The sequence below is a fragment of the Actinophytocola sp. genome, assembly GCF_035942955.1.
In the GTDB taxonomy this organism is placed as follows: domain Bacteria; phylum Actinomycetota; class Actinomycetes; order Mycobacteriales; family Pseudonocardiaceae; genus DASYTH01.
Window position 1 is genome coordinate 39,444 of record NZ_DASZCQ010000217.1, and the last position, 25,951, is coordinate 65,394.

The following is a 25,951-nucleotide window of genomic DNA, read 5'->3' on the forward strand; positions in this document are numbered from 1 at the left end:
CGCCTACATGACGAGCTCCCTTGCACGATCCAGGTGGGTGGGTCGGGGCCCGCCGGCCGTCGTCTAAGGTCGCCAGGATGAAAGCAGTACGCCGCTTCACCGTTCGTGCCGGGTTGCCGGAACCGTTGGCCGAGTTGGGAACGCTCGCCACCAACCTGCGCTGGACCTGGCATCCGCCCACACAGGACCTGTTCGCCGCGGTCGACCCCGAGGCATGGGAGCGGCTCGGCGACCCGCTGCGGCTGCTGGCCGAGGTTCCCGCCGAGCGCCTCGAGCAGCTGGCCGCCGACGCGCCGTTCCTGGCAAGGGCCGGCGCGGTCTCCGACGACCTGCGGCGGTACCTCAGCGGCCCGCGGTGGTACCAGCGGCGGCGCGACGAGGTGGCCGGGCACGGCCCGGACGGCGCGCGGATGCCGGACGCGGTGGCGTACTTCTCCATGGAGTTCGGCGTGACCGAGGCGCTGCCGAACTACTCCGGCGGCCTCGGGGTGCTCGCCGGCGACCACCTCAAGGCGGCGTCGGACCTCGGCGTGCCGCTGATCGGGGTCGGCCTGCTCTACCGGTCCGGATACTTCCGCCAGTCGCTGTCGCTGGACGGCTGGCAGATCGAGCACTACCCGGTGATCGACCCGAACGCGCTGCCGCTGGAGCTGCTGGTGGAGCCGTCCGGGGCCCCGATCCTCGTGCACGTCGCTATGCCCGGCGGCCGGGTGCTTCGGGCCCGGATCTGGAAGGCCGGCGTCGGCCGGGTTCCGTTGCTGCTGCTGGACTCCGACATCGAGGACAACCCCGACGACCTGCGCAGCGTCACCGACCGGCTCTACGGCGGCGACCAGGATCACCGCATCCGCCAGGAGATCCTGGCCGGAATCGGCGGGGTGCGGGCGGTGCGTACCTACTGCGAGCTGACCGGGCACCCGCAGCCGGAGGTGTTCCACACCAACGAGGGCCACGCCGGGTTCCTCGGCCTCGAGCGGGTGCGCGAGCTGGTGTCCGGCGAGCAGCTGGACTTCGACCAGGCGCTGTCGGCGGTCCGCGCGGGCACGGTGTTCACCACGCACACCCCGGTTCCGGCCGGGATCGACCGGTTCCCCGTCGACCTCGTGCAGCACTACTTCGGCGACGGCACGCTGCTGCCGGGCATCGAGCTGCGCCGGGTGCTCGAGCTGGGCGCCGAGGACAACCCGGGCATGTTCAACATGGCGCACATGGGGTTGCGGCTGGCCCAGCGCGCCAACGGGGTCTCCCGGTTGCACGGCCAGGTGAGCCGGGAGATGTTCGGCGGGCTGTGGCGCGGCTTCGACACCGCGGAGGTGCCGATCACCTCGGTCACCAACGGGGTGCACGGGCCCACCTGGGCGGCTCGGGAGATGACCAGCCTGCTGCACGGTGAGTCCGATTTGGACAGTCACATCCTGGAGATCGGGTCGGGCGGGTTGCAGCCGCTGCCCGACGCGGTGCTGTGGGAGCTGCGCTGCGGGCTGCGCGACCGGCTGGTCCGCGAGGTGCGCCGCCGGGTCCGCTCGGCCTGGCTGCAGCGCGGCGCGTCCGACCTCGAGCTGGGCTGGACCGACAAGATCTTCGACCCGGATGTGCTCACCGTCGGCTTCGCCCGCCGGGTCCCGACCTACAAGCGGCTCACGCTGATGCTGCGCGACCACGAGCGGCTCAAGTCGCTGCTGCTGCACCCGGAGCGGCCGGTGCAGCTGGTGGTGGCCGGCAAGTCGCACCCGGCCGACGACGGCGGCAAGGCGCTGATCCAGCAGATCGTCAAGTTCGCCGACGACCCCGACGTGCGGCACCGGATCGTGTTCCTGCCCGACTACGACATGTCGATGGCCCGCTACCTGTACTGGGGCTGCGACGTCTGGCTGAACAACCCGTTGCGGCCGCTGGAGGCCTGCGGCACCTCGGGGATGAAGTCGGCGCTCAACGGCGGTCTCAACCTGTCCATTCGGGACGGTTGGTGGGACGAGCTGTACGACGGCAGCAACGGCTGGGCGATCCCCACCGCCGACGGCGTCAACGACCCGGTGCGCCGCGACGACCTGGAGGCCGCCGCGCTCTACGAGCTGCTCGGCTCCCAGGTGGCGCCGCTGTTCTACGAGCGCGGCGTGGACGGCGTGCCCACCAGGTGGCTGGCCCGGGTGCGGCACACCCTCGCCTCGCTCGGCCCGCAGGTGCAGGCCTCGCGGATGGTGCGCGAGTACGTGGAGTCCCACTACGCCCCCGCCGCCACCGCGGTCGGCCGGGCCAGGGCGGACAGCTTCAAGCTCGCCAAGGATCTGGCCGCCTACCGGGCCCGGCTGGCCGGCGCCTGGCCGCACGTCCGGATCACCGACTGCGAGCTCGGCTTCGAGGACGGCCACGCCGCCGTGCTCGGCGAGCCGGTCCGCGTGCACGCCACGGTCGACCTGGCCGGCCTCGACCCCTCCGACGTCGAGGTCCAAGCCGTAATCGGCCGCGTCGGCGACACCGACGAGCTGACCGACGTCGTCACCGCCACCATGACCAAACTCGACGACGGCCGCTACCTCGCCCAACTCCCCCTGCCCCACACCGGCTCCCTCGGCGTCACCGCCCGGGTCCTACCCCGCCACGAGCTCCTCGCCTCCCCCGCCGAGCTCAGCCGGGTGGTGCTCGCCTAACAGACCTCCAGCCGGCTGCGGGTCGCGGCGACGCGGGGCCACCAGGGGACAAGGCGCTCGGCTTCGGTGAGGACGCGGCGGGCGGTGCGGTTGTCGCCGGCGGCCATGTGGGCGCGGGCGAGGGTGGCGAGGTCGTCGGCGCGGGCGATGACGTCGTCGCAGCCGCCGGCGGCCAGGCGGGCCAGGGAGATGGCGCGGTCGAGGTTGCCGCGCAGCAGGGCCAGCAGGGCGCGGGAGCCGTTGAGGCGGTGGCTGGGGAAGCCGAGGGTCTCGGCGTTGGACATGGCGGTGCTCGCGGTGGACAGGCCGAGCTCCGCGTCGAGCTGGCCGGCCTCCACCGTGGCGCAGGCCAGGCCGGCGAGCGCGGCGAACGACACCGCGGCCTCGTGCGGCTCCTGGTCGAGCTGGGAGGCCAGCTTCACGGCGAGCACCATCGCCTCGGCGTAGCGGCCGCGCGCCTCGAGCACCACGATCCGGGCCGCGATCGCGGTGCGCAGCTCCGGGTAGGACTCGGCCAGCTGCGCGGCGATCTTCTCGGCTTTGGCCAGGTCTCCGGTGTGCGCGCTGTCGATCGCCGCCCTGGTCAGCGGCGCCGCCTCGAGCTGCTGCAGGTGCCGGCCGCCGAGCCGGGGCAGCCGCAGCAGCATCCAGCCGGTCGAGGTGGAGATCGGGGTCTTGCTCGGCAGCAGCGCGTGGCCGACGGTCAGGCCGCAGGTGATCGCCAGCCCGTGCAGCACCGCCGAGCCGCCGCCGAGCGCCGCGAGCACGGCCAGCACCGACGCGGCCGCCCCGACGATCGCCGAGCACAGCGCCGCCCCCCAGATCCGCGGCCGCACCGGGGCCCGGCCCGGACCGACGCTGACCGACAGCAGCACCGGGAGTGTGCGCAGCACCCGGGTCCGGGCCGTGGATCCCCACTCGAGCAGCCGCGGGCCGATGCCGATGACGACGCGATCCACCCGCACGCCGAGGACCAGCGCGCCGGCCAGCAGGCCGAGCTGCAGCGCCGCCAGCCCGGCGAGCACGCCGAGCGCGGCGCCGGCCAGGCCGGCCAGCACGCCCGACACCGACCACTCGATCGCCACGATGGCCGCCACGGTGGCGACGACGACCAGCCATCCGGGCCGCAGCAGTGTGCGCACGAGCAGACGCTACGCCTGTCCGCAAGTTCCCCACATGGCCCCGCGGGAGGCCAAAGGGGCAAGACCGGTGAGCGGAGCTTGCAGAGCGAACCATCGAACACCGCCCTGTCGCCGAGGAACGAGGCGACAGGGTCTTCAGACGGGTCAAGGAAACCCCTAGGGCACCGCCGGAGTGCCACCCTCCTGCGTCGGCAGGCCGGCCGCACGCCAGGCGCGGAAGCCGCCGACCAGGTCGGTCGCCCGGCGCAGGCCAAGCCGGCGCAGGTCGCGGGCGGCCAGGCTGGACGCGTAGCCGTCGTTGCAGACGACGATCACCCTGCTGTCCTCGGTGAACCCGGGCAGCCGGTGGCTGCCGTGCGGGTCCAGCCGCCACTCCAGCACGATGCGCTCGACCGGCACGGCGCCGGGGATCTCGCCCTCCGCGGCCCGGTTCGCGTACGGCCGGATGTCCACCAGCAGCGTGTCGCCGGCCGCGCGCAGCCGCTCGGCCTCGGCCGGCTCCACCCGATCCAGCTCGGCCCTTGCCTCGGCCAGAAGATCGTCAACCGCGCTCATGGCTCCATGGGTACCAGATCCGGCGGAATGTCGCGCAGGCTGGTGTACTCCCGCATCGGGACCAGCGGCGGGGAGTAGGCGTGCACGCTGGCCGCCCGGTCGGGCCCGAGGTTCTGCACGATATGCGCCCGCCACGGGTCGAAGCCGATCGACGAGCCGGTGCCGCGCAGCTGGTTGTTGATCGGCCCGGACGGGTACCGGTAGGTCTCGGCCAGGTTGCCGAGCATGACGGTGAACGCGCCGGCCGCGCCGCCGTGGTCGTGCGGCACGGTGCCCTGGCCGGGAAGCCAGGACAGCAGCCAGAGCTCGACCTCGTCGGTCAGCCGCAGCCGGGTCCACCACCGGTCCGGGCTGCGGAAGCGCAGCTCGGCCAGCAGCGGCTCGTACAGCTCGGCCGCCACGGTCGAGGTCAGGTCGCGCAGCTGGCTCGGTGTCCACGGTGAACCCCGGCGAGCGAGCAGGTCGTCCAGCCGGGCAGAGCGCAGGGCAAGAGAAGCCGTCATCGGATGCTCCTGGGTGTCGGGATGGTCGTGGTGGTCAGGCGCGCGCGGCGGTACACCCGCACGACGCCACCAGGAGCAGATCGACCGTGCGGTCACGCCAGAGCAAGCGCGGCGTCGACCGGACCATGGCGCTACCGTGACATGCCGGTCGAGTCACCACCAGCCGTCTCAAGTGGTGGTACGCGGCGCCCGGAACACCAGCAGCGCTCTAGCGGGCATGGCCACGATGTCGCCCGGCTCCAGGGGGATGCTCGACGCCGGCGTGCCGCGCCGGGAGGTGGTGTCCAGCTCGGGCTCGTACCGCTTGCCGTACCGGACACCGGGCAGCGTCACGTCGATCGGCCGATCACCGGCGTGCAGCAGCACCAGCCAGGAGTCGTCCGGCACCAGCTCGCCCGCCCGGTCCCGGGACAGCGACTCCGAGCCGTCGATCCACATGCCGAGAAAGCGCCGCGCGTCGTCGAACCAGTCCCCGTCGGTCATCGGGTGCCCGTCCTGCCGGAACCACACCAGGTCCGGCTCGCCGGAGCGGGTCGGCCGCCCGGTGAAGAACGCCGGCTGGCGCAGCGCCGGCGACACGGCGCGCAGCAGGGTGAGCCGGCGGGTGAACGCCAGCATGTCCTCGGCCCGCTCGGCCGGGGTCCAGTCGACCCAGTTCGTCTCGTCGTCGAGCACGTACGGGTTGTTGTTGCCGTGCTGGGTGCGCCACCGCTCGTCGCCCGCGCAGATCATCGGCGTGCCGGTGGACAGCAGCAGCGTCGCCATCAGGTTGCGGGCCTGCCGGTCGCGGGTGGACAGCACGGCGGGATCGTCGGTCTCGCCCTCGACGCCGCAGTTCCACGAGCGGTGATCATTGGTGCCGTCCCGGTTCTGCTCCCCATTGGCCTCGTTGTGCTTGTCCTGGTAGGAAACCAGGTCGCGCAGCGTGTACCCGTCGTGCGCGGTGATGAAGTTGATCGACGCCCACGGCCGGCGGGTGTTGGCCGCATAGAGGTCCTCCGAGCCGGACAGCCGGTAGGCCAGGTCGCGCACCCCGACCGCGCCGCGCCAGAAGTCCCGGACGCCGTCCCGGTAGATGCCGTTCCATTCCGTCCACTGTGGAGAGAACTGCCCGATCCGGTAGCCGGCCGCGGTAGCGTCCCACGGCTCGGCGATCAGCTTGCACTGGGCCAGCACGGGATCGCAGGTGATCGCGGTGAACAGGGGGGAGTGCGGGTCGAACTCCCCGCCGTGCGGCCGGCCGAGCGCGGTGGCCAGGTCGAGCCTGAATCCGTCGACGCCGAGCTCGGTGGCGAAGTAGCGCATCGAGTCGACGACCATCCGGACCACGGTGGGGGACGCGGGGTTGAGCGTGTTGCCGCACCCGGTCAGGTCCACGTCCCGGCCCTGCGCGTCCAGCAGGTAGTACGCGGGCGCGTCCAGGCCGCGCAGGGACAGCGTCGGCCCGCTCACCGAGCCCTCGCAGGTGTGGTTGAACACCACGTCCAGCAGCACCTCGATGCCGGCGGCGTGCATCGCGGCGACCATCGTGCGGAACTCGGCCAGCTCCCGGCCGGGCTCGCTGGCGTAGCCCGGGTGCGGGGCGAAGTATCCGAGCGTCGAGTAGCCCCAGTAGTTGTGCCGGCCGGAGCGCAGCAGCGGCGGCTCGTCGGCGAACGCGTGCACCGGCATCAGCTCCACCGCGGTGACACCGAGCCGGACCAGGTAGTCCACAACGGACGGATGGGTGAGGCCGAGGTAGGTGCCGCGCTGGTGCTCGGGCACGTCCGGGTGCCGCTTGGTGAACCCGCGGACGTGCAGCTCGTAGATCACCGTCTCCTCGAACGGCACGTCCGGCTTGACCCCGGTGTCCGGGCCGCCCGGCGAGGTGACCACGGACAGCGGCACCTTGCCCAGTGAGTCCACTTCGGACGGTGGGCCGGTCATCGGGTCGCCGGTGTAGCCGAGCGCCGGATCCAGCTCGCGCAGGGTGCCGGTGATCCGCCGGGCGTACGGGTCGACCAGGATCTTGGCCGGGTTGCACCGCACCCTGTGCAGGGGGGCGTACGGCCCGTGCACCCGGTAGCCGTACCGCTGCCCCGGGATCACCCCGGGAACCAGGCCGTGCCAGATGCCGAACGTGCGCTCGGTCAGCTCGATCCGCTGCTCGTCGCCGTCCTCGGAGATCAGGCACAGCTCGACCGCCTCGGCGACCGACGAGCTCACCGCGAAGCGCACCCCACCGGCCTCGGAGTGCGCGCCGAGGGGGAACGGGCGGCCGGGCAGGATATGCAGCGGGGAGGACACCCGTACATGTTTACCCCAGTCGGTACGTGTGATGCTCGAAAGACTCTTCCTCTTCCACCGACCCGCCCGCGGCCGACGCCGACGCGACCAGCTCGCCGAACAGCAGCTGGTGGCTCGCCCACCCGTCGGTCGCCGGGCTGGCCAGCGTCAACAGCAGCATCCGGTCGGTGCCCGGCTCGGCGATGAACGCCTGCAGCTGCAGGCTGAGCGGCCGGCGCTCCCTTGCCTGCTCCACCCCGGGCACCCGCTGCACGATCACCGCCGGCCCCAGCCCGGTGTCCAGCGTGATCGTCTCCCGGACGTCCGGCCCGCCGACGTCCTCCAGCGAGTCGCGCAGCCGCTCGGCGACGTCGTCGGTCCAGGCCGGGGGGATCTCGAGCACGACCCCGGTGAGGATGGCGGGCGCCGCGTCCGGCGGAGTCACCACGGCCATCAGGAACGCCCCCTCGCCGCGGGCCGCCTCGACCGCTTCCCTGGCCACCGCCTCGCGCTCGGCCGCGGTCCCGGCCGGCGTGTCCCGCAGCCGGCCGATGATCGTCGCGAGCTCCTGGACCGCCCGCTCCGGCGCTTCCATCGGGAGCCGGTGCACCGCGTCCGGCATGGCGAGTCGCATGGTGCTACTTCCCCTTGGCCGCGTTGGTCGCGGTGTTGATCGCCGCGTTCTCCAGCTGGCTCTGGGTCGGGTTGGCCAGAACCTTGAGCAGCTCCAGCTCGCGCCGCTGGGCCGGGGTCAGCTGAGTGCCGGACGCCTCGATGGTCTTGACGGTGGCGTCGACGGATTTCGCGAACGCCTCGCCGGCCAGCTTCGCGTCGCCGCTGAGCACCTTGATCGCGCCATCGGTCGCGGCCTTGGCCCGCAACGCCTTCTCCACCGAGCCGTACTTCCTGGCCAGGTCCCGGACCTCGCGCAGGTCCTTGACGATCGCCGGGTAGCCGCCGGAGGTGAAGCCGTCGGCGGCGCCCTCGCGCAGCCCGCGGAGCCCGTTGCGCGCCCGGCTCGCCCCGATGGTGGGCCGGGCCAGGCCCTTGATTCCCCCGATCGCGCCCGACGTGACCGTACGGCCCGGGATGGCGCTGAGCAGTAGGTCGAGGTTGCCCGGGGCGTTCTTCGAGCCGGCGATGCGTTGCCCGATCCCGGACAGCGCGTTGACGGCGCCCGTGCCGGCGGAGACCGTGCCGAGCACCGCGGCCGCCGGGGCGCCGACCCCGGTCAGCGCGAGCCCGGCGGCCGCCGCCCCGGTCGCCGCCGAGACGATGCCGGACACCTTGGACACGCCGTCGAGCGTCTGGACGTACCACGTGTCGTTCTCCGGCTCGAACGCGTCGTCCGGCCCGCTGCGGATCTTGTCGGCGGCCTCGGTGGCCTGCCGGAGGTGCCTGGCCTTCAGCCGGGTCGCGTCGTCGATCACCTTCCGCAGCGCGTCGTCGAGCCGCGCGCACTTGTCGACCGCGCCCAGGTACGCGTCGTACCGGGCCTGGTACTGCGGGTTGCTCGCGTCGCGCGGGATGGCGCCGGCCGCGTCGGCCAGCTCGGCCTCGGCCTGCTTGATCCTTTCCTTGAGCTCCTTGGCCTTACGCTCCAGCTCGTCGGCGCGCGCCTGGTTGGCCGCGAGCTGCCCGGCCCAGGTGCTCAGCCCCTCGGCCGCCGCGCTCATCGACTCGGCCCCGGAGCCGAGCGCCATGGGCAGGTCGTCGCCGTGGTCGCTGAACTCCTCGGCCGCGCTGCCGCCCCAGTCCGCGTCGTCGGTGATGGTCGCGGCCTCCTCCAGCCGCGGCAGCGTCGCGTTGATCGTCTCAAGGGCCGTGGCGATCGACAGCAACACGGCCTGCACCGACCCCTTGTCGCCCTCCGCCGGGTCGAAACCCAGCGCCGGGAAGCTGCGCCCCATCGCGATCAGCCCCCCACCCGCTGCCGAGCCAGCACGACCGCGGCCGCCCCGCGCAGCACGTCAAGCTGGGACTCGACCACCTTGCCCTCGGCCAGTGCCCGCATGGCGTCCGCGCCCTGCTGCTCCAGCGTCGCATAGTTCGCGCAGGCACTGCTCACGTTGCCGGCGATCGTGTTGATCTTGTCCGTCATCGCCACGAGGTTGTCCCGCCACTGCCCGACGACCTCCGCGACGGCCGCGTTGAGCTCTCCCGGGCCGAGGTCGCACCCGGCGATCTCCAACGCCGAGCACGCCCCCTCGACCTCTCCGGCCACCGCCCGCAGCTCCCCGACCCGGATCGCCAGCGCGTCCGTGTCGGCCACATAACCCTGTCCCATGCGCCCAGTAGACCGGCCGGCCAGGGCGCGCCGACAGCCGTGTTGCACGGCCGGGCAAGGCCGCTGCGCGGCTTGACAATGCGTTCATAATAGAAAATCGGCGCTACCGACAATTCCGATAACGCCGCGAAGGTTGCTTGAGGATACCACAGGTGAGGGGCTCTTGACAAACTCGGAATTGCCTGCCGAGCGCGAATACGTGAGTTTTCTCTATGAGCGTTTGGATGCCGAGCGCGGTGTGCTCCGGGCCGAGCTCGACCGGGCGCTGCGGGACAGCTCGGCCACCGACCCGGAGGCGCGCTGGCAGCGGGACGTTCGGGTGCGGACCCTCTCGACCCAGGTGAACCGGTTGCGGGTGGCGGAGAGCGGGCTGTGCTTCGGCCGCATCGACGGCCGGGACGGCGGCCGCGCGTATATCGGCCGAATCGGGCTGTTCGACGCCGAGAACGACTACGAGCCGCTGCTGGTGGACTGGCGCGCGCCCGCCTCGCGCCCGTTCTACTGCGCCACCGGCGCGCGGCCGGAGGGCCTGGTGCGGCGCCGGCATTTTCGCACCAGCGGGCGCCGGATCATCGATTTCCACGACGATCTGCTCGACGTGGCGGCCGCCGACGGGGCCGACACGTCGCTGCTGGCCGCGCTGGCCGCGCCGCGCGACGGCACCATGCGCGACATCGTGGCCACGATCCAGGCCGAGCAGGACGAGATCATCCGGCTGGCGCACGCCGGTGTGGTGGTGATCGACGGCGGGCCCGGCACCGGCAAGACCGCGGTGGCCCTGCACCGGGTCGCCTACCTGCTGTACCACCAGCGGGACCGGCTGTCGCACGCCGGCGTGCTGATCGTCGGGCCCAACGCCGGCTTCCTGCGCTACATCGGCGACGTGCTGCCCTCGCTCGGCGAGACCGACGTGGTGTTCGCCACGCCCGGCGAGCTGTGGCCGGGGCTGTCGGTCACGGCCGAGGAGTCGCCGGAGATCAAGCGGCTCAAGGGTTCCGTGGCGATGGTCGACGTGCTCGCCGCCGCGGTCGCCGACCGCCAGGAGCTGCCGATGGACCCGATCTCCATCGAGCTCGACGACGTCACCGTGTCGATCGACTGGTTCCTCGCCGCGAAGGCCAGGGACGAGGCGCGGGCCACCGGGCTGCGGCACAACCAGGCCAGGGCCGTGTTCGCCGACGCCGTGGTCGAGGCGCTGACCCGGCAGGCGGTGGACCGCATCGACCCCGAGCAGTACGACATCCTCGACCCGGAGATCCAGGCCCAGCTGGCCGCGGACCCGCTGGCCGACGGGGACGCCGACCTGTACGACATCCTCGGCCCGGACATCCGTGCCGAGCTGGCCAAGCACCCGCAGCTGGCGGCCGCGGTGGAGCGGCTGTGGCCGGCGCTGACCCCGGAGCGACTGCTCGCCGATCTGTTCAGCTCCCCGGCGCGGCTGGCCGTGGCCATGGCCGGCTCGGCGCTGTACCGGCCGGCCGGCGACGCCTGGACGGTGTCCGACGTGGCCCTGCTCGACGAGGCCGCCGAGCTGCTCGGCCCGGTGCAGCGGGCGGAGCGGGCGCCCGAGCAGGACCCGGTCGAGTACGCCGAGGGCGTGCTGGAGATACTCGACACCGACGAGGACCCGGACTCCGAGCTGCTGCGCGCGGTCGACGTGCTCACCGCCGAGCGGCTGGCCGAGCGGCACGTCGAGCTCGACCACCGCACGCTGGCCGAGCGCGCCGCCGCGGACCGGAAGTGGGCCTACGGGCACATCGTCGTCGACGAGGCGCAGGAGCTGTCCGAAATGGACTGGCGGGTGCTGATGCGGCGCTGCCCGAGCCGGTCGATCACGATCGTCGGCGACCTCGCCCAGCGCGAGTCGCCGGCCGGCGCGCGCTCATGGGGCGCGATGCTCGAGCCGTTCGTGGCGGACCGGTGGGCGCACCGCCGGCTCACGATCAACTACCGCACCCCGGCCGAGATCATGGAGGTCGCGGCGCGGGTGCTGCCGGGCGTCCAGGCGCCGGAGTCGGTGCGCTGGACCGGGGAGCGCCCGTGGTTCCGCCGGGTCGCGCAGGTCGAGCTGGCCGGTGCGGTGCGGCGCGCGGTCGAGGCCGCCGGCGACGGCACGGTCGCCGTGATCGCCCCGGAGAAGGTGCGGCTGGACGTGCCGGCAACCGTGCTGACGCCGCGTGCCGCAAAGGGTTTGGAGTTCGACGAGGTCATCGTGGTCGAGCCGGGTCTCGTGGAGAGCCCGGCCGATCTCTACGTGGCGCTCACCAGGGCGACCCGGCGGCTCGGGGTGCTGCACACCACGGAGCTGCCGCGGCACCTGTGCGGGCTTACCGGCGCCGAGGCCGGGCCGGAGGTCCGCCGAGGGGTCGGTGTGTGCCGGCCGCCGGCCGACAACGGCGAGTAGTACTACCGGCCTCGCCCGCACATCGGATCCAACACTGTGTTGAATAGCGCTGTGGCCGTTGATGACGACCTTGTCGTGCGCATGGCGAACGTGGGCGTCCGCCGCGGCGCGACCCACCTGCTCACCGGGCTGGACTGGCAGGTCGAGCTGGACGAGCGCTGGGTCATCCTCGGCGCGAACGGGGCGGGCAAGACCACCCTGCTCCGGCTGGCCGCGGCCGAGCTGCACCCGACCACCGGCACGGTGCACGTGCTCGGCGAGCGGCTGGGCCGGGTGGACGTGTTCGAGCTGCGCACCCGGATCGGCTTCTGCTCCGCGGCGCTGCTGTCCCGCGTCCCCGGCGAGGAGAAGGTCGGCGACCTGGTGGTCAGCGCCGGATACGCGGTGCTCGGCCGCTGGCGGGAGGCCTACGAGTCCACCGACACCGCGCGGGCCGCCGAGCTGATGAAGGCGCTGGGCGTCGCGCACCTCGGGGACCGGCCGTTCGGCACGCTGTCCGAGGGGGAGCGCAAGCGCGCGCTGATCGCCCGCGCGCTGATGACCGACCCGGAGCTGCTGCTGCTCGACGAGCCCGCGGCCGGGCTGGACCTCGGCGGCCGGGAGGACCTGGTGGCCCGCCTGACCGAGCTGGCGCTCGACCCGGACGCGCCGACCACGATCCTGGTCACCCACCACGTCGAGGAGATCCCGCCCGGCTTCACCCACCTGATGCTGCTGCGGGACGGGGCCGTGGTCGCTCATGGGCTGCTGGACGACGTGCTGACCAGCGAGAACCTGTCCGCCACGTTCGGGGCGGAGCTCCAGGTGCAGCGCTCCGGCGACCGCTACTTCGCCCGCCGCCGTACCGCCGGGTAACCTGCCAGTCCAGACTCGAGGGAGGCGTCGTGGGTGAGTTCGTTCGGCTCGAGGTGGAAGCCGGCGTCGGCACGATTCGGCTGGACCGCCCGCCGATGAACGCGCTCAACAAGCAGGTGCAGGAGGAGATCCGGGCCGCCGCGGTCGAGGCGGGCGAGCGCGCCGACGTCCGCGCGGTGATCGTCTACGGTGGACAGAAGGTGTTCGCGGCCGGCGCCGACATCAAGGAGATGGCCGACATGTCCTATGTGGACATGGCGGCCAGGGCCGGTGCGCTGTCCTCGGCGTTCAGCTCGGTCGCCGACATCCCGAAGCCGACCGTGGCCGCGGTCACCGGCTACGCGCTCGGCGGCGGGCTGGAGCTGGCGCTGTGCTGCGACCGCCGGATCGCCGGCGACAACGCCAAGGTGGGCCAGCCGGAGATCCTGCTCGGCGTCATCCCCGGCGCCGGCGGCACCCAGCGCCTCGCCCGGCTCGTCGGCCCGAGCAAGGCGAAGGACATCGTCTACACGGGACGGTTCGTGGAGGCCGGCGAGGCGCTCTCGCTCGGCCTCGTCGACGAGGTGGTCGCCCCGGACGACGTCTACCAGGCGGCGACCCGGTGGGCCCAGCAGTTCGTCAACGGTCCGGCAAGGGCGCTCGCCGCGGCCAAGGCGGCCATCGACATCGGGCTGAACGGCTCGCTGGCCGACGGGCTCAAGGTGGAGAGCCAGATCTTCGCGGCGCTGTTCGCCACCGAGGACCAGAAGACCGGGATGCGGTCGTTCATCGAGAACGGGCCGGGGAAGGCGACGTTCAGTGGCAAGTGATCCCGCGCCGAATCCACATGCGACGGCCGAGGAGGTCGAGGCCGCGCGCTCGGATCCCAAGCTGGCCAACGTGCTGTACCACGACTGGGAGGCCGGCACCTACGACGAGAAGTGGTCGATCTCCTACGACGAGCGGTGCATCGACTACGCCGTCGGGCGGTTCCGCGCCGTCGCGGGGGAGCGGGACTGGCCCTACGAGCGGGCCATGGAGCTGGGCTGCGGCACCGGGTTCTTCCTGCTGAACCTCATGCAGGGCGGCGTGATCAAGAAGGGCTCGGTGACCGACCTGTCGCCGGGCATGGTCGACGTCGCGCTGCGCAACGCGGCGCAGCTCGGGCTCGACGTCGACGGCCGGGTCGCCGACGCCGAGCGGATTCCCTACGACGACGACACGTTCGACCTCGTCGTCGGCCACGCCGTGCTGCACCACATCCCCGACCTGCCCGCCGCGTTCCGCGAGATCCTCCGCGTTCTCAAGCCCGGCGGCCGGTTCGTCTTCGCCGGCGAACCCACCAAGATCGGCGACTGGTACGCCCGCCGCCTCGGCCGCGCCGTCTGGTGGCTCACCACCAACCTCACCCGCCTCGGCCCGCTGCGCGACTGGCGCCGCCCGCAAGCCGAGCTGGACGAGTCCTCCCGAGCCGCCGCCCTCGAGGCCGTCGTCGACCTCCACACCTTCGACCCGACCGCACTCGAACGCCTGGCCCGCGACGCCGGCGCGGCCGAGGTCCACGCCCGCACCGAAGAGCTCACCGCCGCCCTGTTCGGCTGGCCGGTCCGCACCTTCGAAGCCGCCGTCCCACCCGAGAAACTCGGCCTACGCTGGAAGTTCTTCGCCTACAAATCCTGGCTCCGCCTCTCCTGGCTCGACGAGCACATCCTCCGCCGCATCACCCCACGCCAACTGTTCTACAACGTCATGATCACCGGAACCAAACCCGTGTGAGCTACGAGTTCAGCCTTGCCGACGTCGCCTTCCTGACCTCGCCGGCCGGGGTGGCGGCGGTCGCCCAGGTCGACCGGCTGGCCTTGACCGGCGCGTCGTACCTGGCCGATGTGCGTACCGCTCGCGGCATCGTGGGGGACCGGGCCGGTGCGGTGCTGGAGACCGTGCTGTTGCGCCGGAAAGCGGTGTCCAAGGTGGACGATCCGGGTCGCTGGTTGCTCACCGACGCGGCGTTGCAGCAGGCCACTCCGATGCCGGTGGCCCGGCACCGGGCGGAGCGGTTCGCCGGGCGGGATGTGCACGACGTGACGTGCTCGGTGGGGGTTGATCTCGCGGCTCTCGCCGCGGTGGCCGCGCGCTGCCTGGGATCCGACCTCGATCCGGTGCGCCTGGCGATGGCCCGGCACAACTGCGCGGCTGCGCTGGTGCGGGCGGACGCCCTGCGGCCGGTGAGCCGTGGCACCGCGGTGTTCGCCGACCCCGGCCGGCGGGACGCGGCCGGCCGGCGGCGCTGGCGCCCGTCGGACTTCACCCCGCCGCTGGACGCGCTGGCGGAGGCCTACCGCGGTCGGGATCTGGCGGTGAAGTGTGCGCCGGGCATCGACATCCCGTGGGCCGGCGAGGTCGAGCTGGTCTCGCTGGACGGCCAGGTGCGCGAGGCCTGCCTGTGGTCGGGTTCCCTTGCCACCGCCGGCCGGCGGGCCACCGTCCTGCGCACCGGCGGTCCGGCGTGGACGGTCACCGACGCCGAGCCGGACGACTGCCCGGTGCGGCCGCCGGGACAGTGGATCGTCGACCCGGACGGCGCCGTCGTGCGCGCCGGCCTCGTCCGCCACTACGCCGCCCGGCACGGCCTCGGCCAGCTCGACGAGCGGATCGCCTACCTGACCGGCGACACCCCGCCGCCCGGCGTCCGCGCCTTCCGCGTTCTCGAGCACGGCCACTACTCGGAGAAGGCGCTGCGGGCGACGCTGCGCCGCCTCGGCGTCGGCCGGCTGGAGATCCTGGTGCGCGGCCTGGACATCGACCCCAACACGCTGCGCCCGCGGCTCAAGCTCGGCGGCCCGGCCGAAGCCACCGCCGTGCTCACCCGCGTCGGCCACACGCCAACGGCGTTCGTCTGCGCAGCCGTACGCATTCCGGCGAATTTTCCGTGGTCTGAACGTCCTACCTAAGAGTCTTCCCCGGGGGCGGGCCGAGTGCTCTAATGCCGGCCATGTCCGAGCAGAACATCGAGCAGTTCGGCTACCGGCAGGAGCTCAAGCGCTCCCTGTCGTTCTGGGACCTGCTGATCTACGGCCTGATCTTCATGGTGCCGATCGCGCCGTTCGGGATCTTCGGCGGCGTGTTCAACGCGTCGGGCGGGATGGTCGCGCTGGCGTACGCGATCGGCGCGGTGGGCATGGTGTTCACCGCGATCTCCTACGCCCAGATGGCCAAGGCGTTCCCGCTCGCCGGGTCGGTGTACTCGTACGCGGGGCGGGGGATCGCCCCGCCGGTCGGGTTCATCGCCGGCTGGCAGATCCTGCTCGACTACATCCTGATCCCGGCGCTGCTCTACATCGTCTCCGGGATCGCGATGCACAGTTTCGTGCCGGCCATCCCGGTGTGGCTGTGGGTGGTCGGGTTCATCGTGCTGAACACGGCCATCAACTACTTCGGCATCGAGCTCACCGCGCGAGCCAACCGGGTCATGCTGGTCGGCGAGCTGATCGTGCTCGCGGTCTTCCTGCTGATCGGCGTTATCGCGCTGGCCGGCGGCAAGGGCACCGGCGACTTCTTCTCGCCGCTGTACAACTCCGACACGTTCTCCGTCGGCCTGATCTTCGGCGCGGTTTCCCTTGCGGCGCTGAGCTTCCTCGGCTTCGACGCGATCTCGACGCTGTCCGAGGAGAACCGTGAGGGCAGCCGGCAGGTGGCCCGCGCGACGGTCGCGTCGCTGCTCGTCGTCGCCGTGCTGTTCATCGTCCAGACCTGGGTCGCGGCGCTGCTGGTGCCGGACCGGGCGAAGCTGCTCAACGAGGGCGATCCCGGGGGCACGGCGTTCTACGAGGCCGCCGAGCATGCCGGCGGGCACTGGCTGTATGTGCTCACCGCCGTGGCGACCGCGATCGCGTGGGGGTTCGCCGACGCCCTCGTCGCGCAGGCGGCGACGTCGCGGGTGCTCTACTCGATGGCCCGCGACCGCCAGCTGCCGCGGTTCCTCGCCAAGGTGCACGAGACCTACCGGGTGCCGGAGTACGCCACGTTCGTCGTCGCGGTGATCTCGGTCGGGGTCGGCGTCGGCCTCACCTTCCGGGACGACTACGGGCTGACCACGCTCACCGCGCTGGTGAACTTCGGCGCGCTCACCGCGTTCCTGCTGCTGCACCTGTCCGTGATCGTGCACTACCTGGTGCGCAACCGCAGCCGGGACTACGTTCGCCACCTGCTGGTTCCGGTGTGCGGTCTGGTGATCCTCGGCTACGTCGTGATCAAGGCCAAGGTCGCGGCGCAGGTGGTCGGGCTGAGCTGGCTCGGCATCGGGATCGTCGTCATGATCGGACTGGTGCTTGCCGGCCGGACGCCGACGCTGGCCCAGCCGACCGAGCCACCGGCCGAGCCCACCGCTCCGGTGAAGGAGGGCGCATGACCATCGTCGAGTACCGGCCAGAGCCCAGCGAGTTCGTCTGGACCTTCGGCGGCGCGCCGCCGGCCCGCAAGGTCAAGCCGGGCGACGTCATCCGGCTGTGGACCGAGGACTGCTACGCCGGCAAGGTTCGGTCCGAACAGGACCTCGTCTCCCAGGTCTGCGAGTTTCCCTTTCTCAACCCGCAAACCGGACCGTTCTATGTGGACGGCGCCAAGCCCGGCGACACCCTGGCGCTGCACTTCGTGTCCATCGAGCCCGCCCGCGACATCGGCGCGGCGACCACCGTGCCGTTCTTCGGCGCGCTCACCTCGGACCACCACACCGCCACCCTGCAGGAGGCGCTGCCCGAGCTCGTCTGGCTCTACGAGCTGGACCGGCAGCGGCGCACGGTCACCTACCACGCCAAGAGCGCGGACCTGACCCTCGAGTTCCCGATGGATCCCATGCACGGCACCGTCGGCGTCGCCCCGGCCGCGTTCGAGGCGCGGTCGGCCCTCGTGCCCGACTCCCACGGCGGCAATCTGGACACCCCGGAGATGCGCGCGGGCGTGACCGCCTACTTCGGCGTCAACGTCGAGGGCGCCCTGTTCTCGCTCGGCGACGGCCACGCCCGCCAGGGTGAGGGCGAGGCCTGCGGCACCGGCGTCGAGGTGGCCATGAACACCGTGCTGATCGTCGGCCTCATCCCCGGCATGCTGACCCCGTGGCCCCGCCTCGAGTCCGACACCCACCTGATGACCGTCGGCGCCGCTCGCCCCCTTGAGAACGCCTACCGCGTGGCCCAGGTCGACATGATCGGCTGGCTGGCCGACCTCCACGGACTCGACCACATGGACGCCTACCAGATCGTCGCCCAGGCCGCCCTGGCCCCGGTCGCCCAGGTCTGCAACCCCATCTACACCGTCACCAGCAAGATCGACAAGTCCTACCTGCCCGCCCGACCCGCCTACCGAGGCACCCACGCCGAGCTCCGCGAGCAGGCCGCCCAGCTGCTCCGGTGAGCAGATCGTTGCGCGCGGTTGACGCCGAACGGCCGATTGGGTGACGGCCGAACACCGGGCCGGCATGGGCCATTGGGGGCTGGACCCCGCCTGTGGGGAGCGCTACGGTGCACTCGCAGCCAAATGTTGTGGGCCGCAACAAAGCGATCCCGACGGCACCACCGGGGGTGTCGAAAGGGGTGACACGGAGCTGAGCGAGGCCCAGCTCCGTGCCATCCATCGACCCGGTACGCCGTCGGCTGACCTGGGCCCGCGTGCCGGGCGATACCCCCACCCTCCGGCCGGCACGCGGGCTCACCCTGTGGCAAGGCGCTCGAGGAGGAACGCGCGCACCTCGTCGACGTCGGTCTCCAGCGCGATGTCCAGGGCGCGGGCCTGCTTGGCGCCGAACGTGGCGATGATGTCGGGCTCGCGCCGGTCGGCGATGAGCGTGCCGCGGCCGGGCCCGAAGGTGCTGTCCACCTCGACCGGGTACGTCTTGGTGCGCAGCAGGCCCGGCCGGATCGCCTCGGCCACGGCGATGGCGTCGTGCAGGATCGTGCACTCGTAGCCGAAGAACTTGGTGTAGTGGGCGACGTAGTCGTCGGTGAGGCCGGCCAGCGTCGCGCCGAGCGGGCCCGCGGCCACAAGGCGGCTCAGCCAGGCCCGGTCGACCCGGCAGGCGAAGGTCAGGTCGATCGGCACCAGCACCGTGGGCACCCGCTCCTCGACCAGCACGCGGTGGGCGGCCTCCGGGTCGGACCACAGGTTGAACTCCGCCGTGGCGGTGGTGTTGCCGCCGGACAGCCCGCCGCCCATGATCACCAGCCGCTCGATCTTGGCGTGCAGGCTGGGATGGGCTGCGAGCAGCAGCGCGATGTTGGTCAACGGTCCAATGGGGACGATCGTCACCGGCGCCGCGGCGTCCCGCAGGATCTGCGCCATCAGGGCCACCGCGTCCAGCCCGACGACGTCCCGGCTCGGGTCCGGCAGGGTGTGCGCCCGGCCGGACAGCCCGTCGCTGCCGTGCGCGTACTCCGCCTCCTGCACCCGCGGGTAGACCAGCGGCCGGGCGGCGCCGCGGGCCACCGGCACGTCCTCCCGGCCGCACAAGGCCAGCAGCCGCAACGCGTTGCGCGTGGTCGACTCGAGCGGAACGTTGCCGAACACGGTGGTCACGGCGAGCAGGTCGACCTCCGGGCTGGCGCACGCCAACGCGATGGCGAACGCGTCGTCCACCCCGGGATCGGTGTCGATGATCAGCGACGTCATGAATTCGACGGTAATCCGGTCGGCTACCGTCTTTCCCATGACGGTCCATCCACGCGACTTTGCGCGAACTTCGGGCCCGGCGCGCCCGGTGGTCGCCTCGGGTGCCGCGACGTCCTCGGGCAGGAACTCATGACCACGATGTGGGGCGCGCCGATCGCTCAGCGCTGGCGGCGTACGCGGCGGGAACCGGCGCAGGCCAGGTTTCTCACCCTCGCCTCGCTGCGCTGGGTGATCCGCAACCGCGCGTGGCGGCCGTGGTACCTGGTGCGGTACTGGCGGCTGCTGCGGTTCCGGCTGGCCAACCCGCACATCGTCGTGCACGGCATGGTGTTCCTCGGGAAGAACGTCGAGATCCACTGCCGCCCCGGGTACGGCCGGATGGAGATCGGCCGCTGGGTGCACATCGGCGACGGCAACGCGATCCGCTGCCACGAGGGCTCGCTGCGGATCGGCGACAAGGCGGTCTTCGGCCGGCAGAACGTGATCAACTGCTACCTCGACATCGAGCTCGGCGACGCCGCCCTGGTTGCCGACTGGGTCTACATCTGTGACTTCGACCACGTCATCTCCGACATCCACCGGCCGATCAAGGACCAGGGCATCGTCAAGGCCCCGGTCCGGATCGGTCCGGACACGTGGCTGGGCACCAAGGTCTCGGTGCTGCGCGGCTCGCGCATCGGCCGCGGCGCGGTGATCGGCGCGCACGCCGTGGTCCGCGGCGACATCCCGGACTACGCGATCGCGGTCGGTTCCCCGGCCAGGGTCGTCCGGGACCGCCTCGCCGACTACGAGGCCGACGCCGAACGCCGGGCCGCCGTCGCCGACATGGCCCGCAAGGCGCGCGAGGCGCTCAAGCAGACGCTGGATTCCTAGGCCGTGAACGCGTTGCCCGAGGCGATCTTCGGGCGGCCCAGCGGCTCGTGCTCGCGAATCTCGGTGCGGCGGTAGACCTCGGCGGTCTCGGCGGCGATCGTGGTCCAGTTGAAGTCCTCGGCGAGGCGGGACTTCGCGCGGCGGGCCCGGCGGTCGGCGGCGACCGGGTCGTCGAGCACCGCGCGCACGGCACCGGCAAGGCCGGCGGCGTCGCCGGGTGCGAAGGACAGCCCGGTCTCGCCGTCGATGACGACCTCGCCGAGCCCGCCGGTGGCGGCGGCGACCAGCGGCGCGCCGGCCGCGGCGGCCTCGAGCGCGACGATCCCGAACGGCTCGTACCGGCTGGGCAGCACCACGACGTCGGCCGCGGCCAGGCAGGCCACCAGCTCCCGGTCGGGCAGGTGCCCGACGAACTCCACGGAGCGGACCACCCGGTGCTTGCGGGCCAGGGCGAGCAGCGTCGCCGCCTGCCGCCCGCGCCCGGCAACGACCAGGCGGGCGCCCGGATGGGTGCGCCGGATCCGGGGCAGGGCGGTGATCAGGTCATGCACGCCCTTCTCCCACTCCAGCCGCCCGAAGAACACGATCAGCGGCTCGCCGTGCGGGCTGTGCCGCTTCCTGGTCTGCCGCACGGTTTCCGCCGGCACCCGCCAGCGGCGCGGCTCGATCCCGTTGTGGATGACGGCGATCCCGTCGGGGTCCACCTCGAACAGGTGGGCCACCTCCGCGCGCATCGCCGCCGAGCAGGTGATCAACGCGTCCGCCCGGTTGGCCAGCCACCACTCGACCGAGTGGATCTGCTGGTTCAGCGGCTGCGCCAGCCACCCGCTGTGCCGGCCGGCCTCGGTGGCGTGGAACGTGGCCACCAGCGGCGCCCCGGCCTGCTCGGCGAGCGCGATGGCCGGGTGCGTCACCAGCCAGTCGTGCGCGTGCACCACGTCCGGCCGCCACCGGCGCAGCAGCCCGAGCCCGGCGCGGATCATCGCGTGCCCCATCGCCAGGGTCCACGCCACCAGGTCCTTCTCGAACACCAGGTGCGTCGGGTCCTCGGCGACCCGGACCAGCCGCACGCCCTCGTGCACCGACCAGGCGGTCGGGTGGGTCAGCGCGTCGGTCCCGGCCTCGTGCCGGCACAGCACGACCACCTCGTGCCCCTGCTCGGCCAGGTGCTTGGCCAGCGCGTGCACGTGCCGGCCAAGCCCGCCGACCACGACCGGCGGGTACTCCCAGGACAGCATCAGGACGCGCATATGGGAGTGATCCTCGCATCAGCGCGCCGCGACCTACCGGCCGGTACCAACTAACGTCCGGGCGTCGAGGTGCCCGAACACCCCATCCTCGGCGCGCAGCTCGTCGGCCCGGTCCGCCGCCCGCGCCCGGTGCCCGGCCCGGACCAGGCTCGCCAGCTCGGCGAACCGGTCGCCGTGCACCTTGGCGCGCCGCCGGGCGTAGTCGGCCGCGGAGTCCTTGGTCACCATGAACGCCCAGTCGCTGGACAGCGCCAGCAGGGCCTCGCGCACCGTCTGGTCCAGCACCGGATCACGCGCCGGTCCGCCACCGAGCGGCAGCGCGAGCAGCTCGTCCTGCAGCGCGGCGCCGGCGGTGACGAGGTCGGCGACCTGCTCGCCGTCCCACACCCGCCAGTCCTTGCCCGATCCCCAGGAGGACGCGGGCAGGTCCACCGCCGTGCCGAGGTGCCCGGCCTCGAGCGCCCCGCGCAGCGTGGTCACCCGCACCCCGGCCGCCGGCAGCGCCCGCAGCACGGTCTCCAGCCAGGCCGGGCCCTCGTGCCACCAGTGGCCGTACAGCTCGGTGTCGTACGCCGCAACGACCAGCCCCGGCGCCCCGTGCCGGGCGCGCAGCGACGCCAGCCTGCCCACCACGGTGTCGACGAAGTCGTTGGCGTGCCGGCGAACCGCGGCCGCGGCAAGCGCGGGGTCGTACGGCCGCTTGGCCTCCGGCGGCACCTTCCGCCCGGTCACCCGAGACGGCTTGAGCCCCGTCGGGTGGTCGAACGTGTGGAAATCCCGGTACGCGGCGTGCCCCGGGTACCCCGCCCGCGGCGACCACACCCGGTACGTCACCTCGAGATCCCGCCCGAAGCACACCACGTCCGAGTCGCCGACCGGCCGCGCCGCGTGCGTGTCCCCGCGCAGCGCCGGACCGTCCACAAGGAACCACCGCACCCCGGCCGCGGCGTAGTCGCGCTCCATCCCCGGTGCGAAGCCACATTCCGGCGCCCAGATGCCCGCCGGCCGGTGCCCGATCCGCAGCGCGGTGTCGGCCAACCCGGTGCGCAGCGCGAAGTCCCGCAGCGGTTGGCGCAGCAGCGGCTGGAACGGGTGCGTGGCCGGGCCACCGAGCAGCTCGACCACCCCACCGTCCACAAGAGAGCGAAGCACCGGCGAGAACCCGTGCCGCCAGTGCGACTCGAACTCCTCGATGGCCCACGCGGCCGCCCGGTGCTCGGTCGCGGCCAGGTCGCGCAGCAGCGGGTCGGCGCCCCGCCAGCGCACCGCCGCGTACTGGGCGCGCAGCTGCCAGGTGCCCAGCCAGTCGTGAAACGCCCGCAGCGCATAGGGATCGTCGAGCTGTGCGGCCAGCACGGGCGTGACGCCGATGGTCAGCACGTCCCGCCGGCCCTGCTCGGCGAGGCGGCGCAGCAGGTCGGCCATCGGCAGGTAGGAGTGCGCCCACGCCTGGTACAGCCACTCCTCACCGACCGGCCAGGACCCGTGGTGCACCAGCCACGGCAGGTGGCTGTGCAGCACGAGGCAGAACGACCCGACCGGTTCTCGTGCGGTCATCGGCGCGCCACCGCCACGAGGTCGAGGCTGGTGTCCAGGTCCTCCGTGGCGATCAGGAAGTCCACAGTGGACACCGAGGCGACCGCGGCCAGCAGCTCGGCCGGCCACGGCGATCCGCTCACCGCGACCGCGACCTGAGCCTCGATGAGGCCGCCGAGCGCCGCGTCCAGCTCCCGCAGCCGCGGCCCGTGGTGCAGCCCGGCGAGCAGCTCCACCTCGAACCCGGTCGCCAGCAACAGCTCGGCCAGCTCGGCCGGAGCCAGCTCCCTGATGTGGAACGGGTTGAGCGGCGTGTCCCGGCCGGGGGAGAAGGTGATCCGGTTCGGCGTCGTGATCAGCAGCCGGCCACCCGGCCGCAGCACCCGGCGGCACTCGGCGAGGAACCCCGCCTGATCCCACAGGTGCTCGATCACCTGCAGGTTCGCCACGACGTCCACTGTGGACGACCGGACCGGCAGCGCGGCCAGGTTTCCGCGCACCGCCCGCACCCGCGGGTAGGCCTGCGCCACGTGCGCCACGGTCGGCTCGTCGTAGTCCACCCCGCACACCAGCCGCGCGGTCCGCGCGAACAGGTCGGCGCCGTATCCCTCGCCGCACCCGGTCTCCAGCACCACGGCCCCTGCGCAGTGTCCCGCGAGCTCGGCATACGCGGCCTCGTGCCGCCGGAACCAGTAATTCTCCTCCGGGATCCCTGGCACGGTCCGCTCCCCGGTCAGCGGCAGAGGTGTCGAGGTCACGCCAGCACACTAGCCATCACGCGGGGGAGACGGAGATGCCGACCACGCCCGGTCCAACGTGGACACCGGCGCGCGAGGGCGTCCGGCACGCGGCGCGGCCCGCCGCCCGCGCCGGCCACCCTGGCCGCGGATGGCACCGCGTGGCCCGGGCTCGTCCCTGTGGTTCTCGAGTCGGCGCGGGCGTGCATGGGCTGGGGGCTAACCTTGTCCGTAGAGCGGGTGAGCACGATCACGAAGGCCGGCGGCATGCTCGAGCTTGCCCCTATGCTACTCGCAAGTAACATGCGGGCGCACGTCACCGTGCGTTGATCGGGAGGTCGGGAAGGGCCAATGCCAAACATCGTTGTGCTGGTCAAGCAGGTGCCGGACACCTACTCGGAGCGCAAGCTCACCGAGTCTGACCACACCCTGGACCGTGATTCGGCCGACGCGGTGCTCGACGAGATCAACGAGCGGGCCGTCGAGGAGGCCCTGCAGCTCAAGGAGGCCCACGACGGCGAGGTGACCGTGCTGTCCGTCGGCCCGGAGCGCGCCGCGGAGGCGATCCGCAAGGCGCTGTCCATGGGCGCCGACAAGGCCGTGCACGTCTGCGACCCGGCGCTGCACGGCGCCGACGTGCTGCAGACCGCCATGGTGATCGCCGCGGCCATCGGCCGGCTCGACGGCGTCGACCTGGTGATCGCCGGCAACGAGTCCAGCGACGGCAGCGGCGGCGCGGTGCCGGCGATCCTGGCCGAGCTGCTCGGCTATCCGCAGCTCACCCACGCCCGCAAGGTCGAGCTGGACGGCGCCACGCTGAAGGTCGACCGGGAGACCGACGACGGCATCACGCACCTGGAGTCCGGCCTGCCCGCGGTGATCAGCGTCGGCGAGAAGATCAACGAGCCGCGCTACCCGTCCTTCAAGGGGATCATGGCCGCCAAGAAGAAGCCGGTGGAGACGCTGACCGTCGCCGACCTCGGCATCGACGCCGGCGAGATCGGCCTGGCCAACGCCGCCACGACCGTCGTGGAGGCGGCGCCCAAGCCGCCCCGCTCCGCCGGCCAGCGGGTGACCGACGAGGGCGACGGCGGCGTCAAGATCGCCGAGTACCTGGTGTCCCAGAAGCTCATCTGACAGTGACAAATCAATGTGAGGGCAGGGCTGGAAGCACTACTTTCGCGGTCCGGCCGGCGGTTGGCAGACACCGACCCCTCGGCGAGCCTTCGGCCCGGCCTCGGCGCCGGTAAGCCCTCACAAGAACGAGGAGAACAGAACATGTCCGAGGTCCTGGTCCTCGTGGAGCACGCGGACGGCGAGGCCAAGAAGGTCACCTTCGAGCTGCTCACCGCGGCGCGCCAGCTCGGCGAGCCGGCCGCGGTCGTGGTGGGCGCGCCCGGCACGGGCGCCAAGCTGCGGGAGTCGCTGGCCTCCTACGGCGCGACGAAGGTGTACATCGCCGAGTCCGACGACGCGGCGGCCTACCTGGTCACCCCGAAGGTCGACGTGCTCGCCGCGCTGGTCGAGCGGGCGTCCCCGGCCGCCGTGCTGGTCGCGGCCTCGGCGGAGGGCAAGGAGGTGTCCGCCCGGCTGGCCGCGCGGACCGGCTCCGGCCTGCTGTGGGACGCCGTCGGCCTGGAGGGCTCCGGCGGCGACCTGACCGCCGTCCAGTCCGTCTTCGGCGGCGCGTTCGTGGTGAAGTCCAAGTCCACCAAGGGTGTGCCGATCGTGTCCGTGCGCCCCGGCGGCCTCGATGCCGAGCCGGCGCAGGGCGCCGCGGTCGAGGAGAGCGTCGCCGTGCCCGCCGTCGACGCGGCCAAGACGGCGCGGATCACCGGCACCGAGCCGGCGGCCGGCGGCGACCGGCCGGAGCTGACCGAGGCGTCCGTGGTCGTCTCCGGCGGCCGCGGGGTCGGCAGCGCGGAGAGCTTCGCGGTGGTCGAGCAACTCGCCGACACGCTGGGCGCGGCCGTGGGAGCGTCCCGCGCGGCGGTCGACTCCGGGTACTATCCCGCGCAGTTCCAGGTCGGGCAGACCGGCAAGACGGTGTCCCCACAGCTGTACATTGCGTTGGGAATCTCCGGTGCCATCCAGCACCGGGCCGGGATGCAGACTTCCAAAACGATCGTCGCGGTGAACAAGGACCCCGAGGCGCCGATCTTCGAGATCGCGGACTTCGGCGTGGTCGGGGACCTGTTCAAGGTTGCGCCGCAGCTCGCCGAGGAAGTCGCCAAGCGCAAGGGCTAAGGACATTGGC

General features: G+C 72.5%; 22 protein-coding genes. 11 read left to right on the forward strand and 11 right to left on the reverse strand.

Translation table 11 applies throughout. The features are described 5' to 3' along the window. Positions 1-77: 77 nt before the first annotated feature. On the forward strand, positions 78-2,648 hold the full coding sequence (glgP, locus tag VGX25_RS22105) for an alpha-glucan family phosphorylase (protein ID WP_326919771.1): 2,571 nt from the start codon (positions 78-80) through the stop codon (positions 2,646-2,648). Here glgP and VGX25_RS22110 read toward each other — a convergent pair. From VGX25_RS22110 to VGX25_RS22140, 7 genes are all read right to left on the reverse strand, one after another. After that, positions 2,645-3,790: a hypothetical protein gene (locus VGX25_RS22110; protein WP_326919772.1), complete on the reverse strand. Its 1,146-nt coding sequence runs from the start codon at positions 3,788-3,790 to the stop codon at positions 2,645-2,647. The genes glgP and VGX25_RS22110 overlap by 4 nt on opposite strands. A 156-nt stretch (positions 3,791-3,946) precedes the next feature. Beyond that, entirely contained in the window at positions 3,947-4,345 is a 399-nt protein-coding gene (locus VGX25_RS22115) for a rhodanese-like domain-containing protein (protein ID WP_326919773.1), read from the reverse strand. Continuing rightward, positions 4,342-4,848 carry a cysteine dioxygenase family protein gene (locus VGX25_RS22120; RefSeq protein ID WP_326919774.1) on the reverse strand — a complete coding sequence of 169 codons (507 nt, stop codon included), beginning with the start codon at positions 4,846-4,848 and terminating at the stop codon, positions 4,342-4,344. Before VGX25_RS22120 ends, VGX25_RS22115 begins: the two co-directional genes overlap by 4 nt. A gap of 168 nt (positions 4,849-5,016) precedes the next feature. Continuing rightward, entirely contained in the window at positions 5,017-7,134 is a 2,118-nt protein-coding gene (glgX, locus tag VGX25_RS22125; RefSeq protein ID WP_326919775.1) for a glycogen debranching protein GlgX, read from the reverse strand. Between the two features lie 10 nt (positions 7,135-7,144). Next, positions 7,145-7,747: a hypothetical protein gene (locus tag VGX25_RS22130; protein WP_326919776.1), complete on the reverse strand. Its 603-nt coding sequence runs from the start codon at positions 7,745-7,747 to the stop codon at positions 7,145-7,147. Between the two features lie 4 nt (positions 7,748-7,751). Next, a complete protein-coding gene (locus tag VGX25_RS22135; protein WP_326919777.1) occupies positions 7,752-9,023 on the reverse strand; it encodes a hypothetical protein in 1,272 nt (423 codons plus the stop codon). A gap of 5 nt (positions 9,024-9,028) precedes the next feature. Further along, a complete protein-coding gene (locus tag VGX25_RS22140; RefSeq protein ID WP_326919778.1) occupies positions 9,029-9,400 on the reverse strand; it encodes a hypothetical protein in 372 nt (123 codons plus the stop codon). Positions 9,401-9,599: 199 nt separating this feature from the next. Between VGX25_RS22140 and VGX25_RS22145 the strand changes: the two genes are divergently transcribed. The 7 genes from VGX25_RS22145 to VGX25_RS22175 all read left to right on the forward strand — a co-directional run bounded on the left by VGX25_RS22145 (position 9,600) and on the right by VGX25_RS22175 (position 18,047). After that, a complete protein-coding gene (locus VGX25_RS22145; protein ID WP_326919779.1) occupies positions 9,600-11,804 on the forward strand; it encodes an ATP-binding domain-containing protein in 2,205 nt (734 codons plus the stop codon). Between the two features lie 81 nt (positions 11,805-11,885). After that, positions 11,886-12,659: an ABC transporter ATP-binding protein gene (locus tag VGX25_RS22150; RefSeq protein WP_326919832.1), complete on the forward strand. Its 774-nt coding sequence runs from the start codon at positions 11,886-11,888 to the stop codon at positions 12,657-12,659. A gap of 29 nt (positions 12,660-12,688) precedes the next feature. After that, positions 12,689-13,468 (forward strand): enoyl-CoA hydratase/isomerase family protein, encoded by a 780-nt coding sequence (locus VGX25_RS22155; protein ID WP_326919780.1) that lies wholly within the window; start codon positions 12,689-12,691, stop codon positions 13,466-13,468. Further along, positions 13,458-14,414 carry a class I SAM-dependent methyltransferase gene (locus tag VGX25_RS22160; protein ID WP_326919781.1) on the forward strand — a complete coding sequence of 319 codons (957 nt, stop codon included), beginning with the start codon at positions 13,458-13,460 and terminating at the stop codon, positions 14,412-14,414. Before VGX25_RS22155 ends, VGX25_RS22160 begins: the two co-directional genes overlap by 11 nt. Continuing rightward, a complete protein-coding gene (locus tag VGX25_RS22165) occupies positions 14,411-15,589 on the forward strand; it encodes a THUMP-like domain-containing protein (protein ID WP_326919782.1) in 1,179 nt (392 codons plus the stop codon). Before VGX25_RS22160 ends, VGX25_RS22165 begins: the two co-directional genes overlap by 4 nt. Positions 15,590-15,630: 41 nt before the next feature. Further along, complete coding sequence (locus VGX25_RS22170; RefSeq protein WP_326919783.1) at positions 15,631-17,046, forward strand: APC family permease; 1,416 nt, start codon at positions 15,631-15,633, stop codon at positions 17,044-17,046. After that, positions 17,043-18,047: an acetamidase/formamidase family protein gene (locus VGX25_RS22175; RefSeq protein ID WP_326919784.1), complete on the forward strand. Its 1,005-nt coding sequence runs from the start codon at positions 17,043-17,045 to the stop codon at positions 18,045-18,047. Before VGX25_RS22170 ends, VGX25_RS22175 begins: the two co-directional genes overlap by 4 nt. A gap of 294 nt (positions 18,048-18,341) precedes the next feature. On the opposite strand, the gene VGX25_RS22180 is transcribed toward VGX25_RS22175, so the two are convergent. After that, on the reverse strand, positions 18,342-19,298 hold the full coding sequence (locus VGX25_RS22180) for a nucleoside hydrolase (protein WP_326919785.1): 957 nt from the start codon (positions 19,296-19,298) through the stop codon (positions 18,342-18,344). 129 nt (positions 19,299-19,427) lie between these two features. On the opposite strand from VGX25_RS22180, the gene VGX25_RS22185 reads away from it, so the two are divergent. Then, positions 19,428-20,171: an acyltransferase gene (locus tag VGX25_RS22185; RefSeq protein WP_326919786.1), complete on the forward strand. Its 744-nt coding sequence runs from the start codon at positions 19,428-19,430 to the stop codon at positions 20,169-20,171. Here the strand turns inward: VGX25_RS22185 and VGX25_RS22190 are convergent. From VGX25_RS22190 to VGX25_RS22200, 3 genes are read right to left on the reverse strand one after another with little or no spacing between them, the layout of a single operon-like run. Then, positions 20,168-21,421 carry a glycosyltransferase family 4 protein gene (locus VGX25_RS22190; protein WP_326919787.1) on the reverse strand — a complete coding sequence of 418 codons (1,254 nt, stop codon included), beginning with the start codon at positions 21,419-21,421 and terminating at the stop codon, positions 20,168-20,170. The two genes, VGX25_RS22185 and VGX25_RS22190, sit on opposite strands and share 4 nt — an antisense overlap. A 33-nt stretch (positions 21,422-21,454) precedes the next feature. After that, a complete protein-coding gene (locus VGX25_RS22195; RefSeq protein ID WP_326919788.1) occupies positions 21,455-22,978 on the reverse strand; it encodes a glycoside hydrolase family 57 protein in 1,524 nt (507 codons plus the stop codon). Next, positions 22,975-23,715: a class I SAM-dependent methyltransferase gene (locus tag VGX25_RS22200; RefSeq protein ID WP_326919789.1), complete on the reverse strand. Its 741-nt coding sequence runs from the start codon at positions 23,713-23,715 to the stop codon at positions 22,975-22,977. The genes VGX25_RS22195 and VGX25_RS22200 overlap by 4 nt, the downstream gene beginning before the upstream one ends. Before the next feature lie 330 nt (positions 23,716-24,045). Between VGX25_RS22200 and VGX25_RS22205 the strand changes: the two genes are divergently transcribed. Continuing rightward, on the forward strand, positions 24,046-24,831 hold the full coding sequence (locus tag VGX25_RS22205) for an electron transfer flavoprotein subunit beta/FixA family protein (RefSeq protein ID WP_326919790.1): 786 nt from the start codon (positions 24,046-24,048) through the stop codon (positions 24,829-24,831). A gap of 141 nt (positions 24,832-24,972) precedes the next feature. After that, on the forward strand, positions 24,973-25,941 hold the full coding sequence (locus tag VGX25_RS22210) for an electron transfer flavoprotein subunit alpha/FixB family protein (RefSeq protein ID WP_326919791.1): 969 nt from the start codon (positions 24,973-24,975) through the stop codon (positions 25,939-25,941). Positions 25,942-25,951: the final 10 nt, after the last annotated feature.

Bases quoted from the DNA above. Each gene is read 5' to 3' on its own strand.
- VGX25_RS22150 (WP_326919832.1), top strand. From the start codon at position 11,886: ATGGCGAACGTGGGCGTCCGCCGCGGCGCGACCCACCTGCTCACCGGG.
- VGX25_RS22180 (WP_326919785.1), bottom strand. From the start codon at position 19,298: ATGACGTCGCTGATCATCGACACCGATCCCGGGGTGGACGACGCGTTC.
- VGX25_RS22195 (WP_326919788.1), bottom strand. From the start codon at position 22,978: ATGACCGCACGAGAACCGGTCGGGTCGTTCTGCCTCGTGCTGCACAGC.
- VGX25_RS22140 (WP_326919778.1), bottom strand. From the start codon at position 9,400: ATGGGACAGGGTTATGTGGCCGACACGGACGCGCTGGCGATCCGGGTC.
- VGX25_RS22175 (WP_326919784.1), top strand. From the start codon at position 17,043: ATGACCATCGTCGAGTACCGGCCAGAGCCCAGCGAGTTCGTCTGGACC.
- VGX25_RS22190 (WP_326919787.1), bottom strand. From the start codon at position 21,421: ATGCGCGTCCTGATGCTGTCCTGGGAGTACCCGCCGGTCGTGGTCGGC.
- VGX25_RS22205 (WP_326919790.1), top strand. From the start codon at position 24,046: ATGCCAAACATCGTTGTGCTGGTCAAGCAGGTGCCGGACACCTACTCG.
- VGX25_RS22135 (WP_326919777.1), bottom strand. From the start codon at position 9,023: ATGGGGCGCAGCTTCCCGGCGCTGGGTTTCGACCCGGCGGAGGGCGAC.
- glgP (WP_326919771.1), top strand. From the start codon at position 78: ATGAAAGCAGTACGCCGCTTCACCGTTCGTGCCGGGTTGCCGGAACCG.
- VGX25_RS22130 (WP_326919776.1), bottom strand. From the start codon at position 7,747: ATGCGACTCGCCATGCCGGACGCGGTGCACCGGCTCCCGATGGAAGCG.
- VGX25_RS22120 (WP_326919774.1), bottom strand. From the start codon at position 4,848: ATGACGGCTTCTCTTGCCCTGCGCTCTGCCCGGCTGGACGACCTGCTC.
- VGX25_RS22170 (WP_326919783.1), top strand. From the start codon at position 15,631: ATGTCCGAGCAGAACATCGAGCAGTTCGGCTACCGGCAGGAGCTCAAG.
- VGX25_RS22185 (WP_326919786.1), top strand. From the start codon at position 19,428: ATGACCACGATGTGGGGCGCGCCGATCGCTCAGCGCTGGCGGCGTACG.
- VGX25_RS22210 (WP_326919791.1), top strand. From the start codon at position 24,973: ATGTCCGAGGTCCTGGTCCTCGTGGAGCACGCGGACGGCGAGGCCAAG.
- VGX25_RS22115 (WP_326919773.1), bottom strand. From the start codon at position 4,345: ATGAGCGCGGTTGACGATCTTCTGGCCGAGGCAAGGGCCGAGCTGGAT.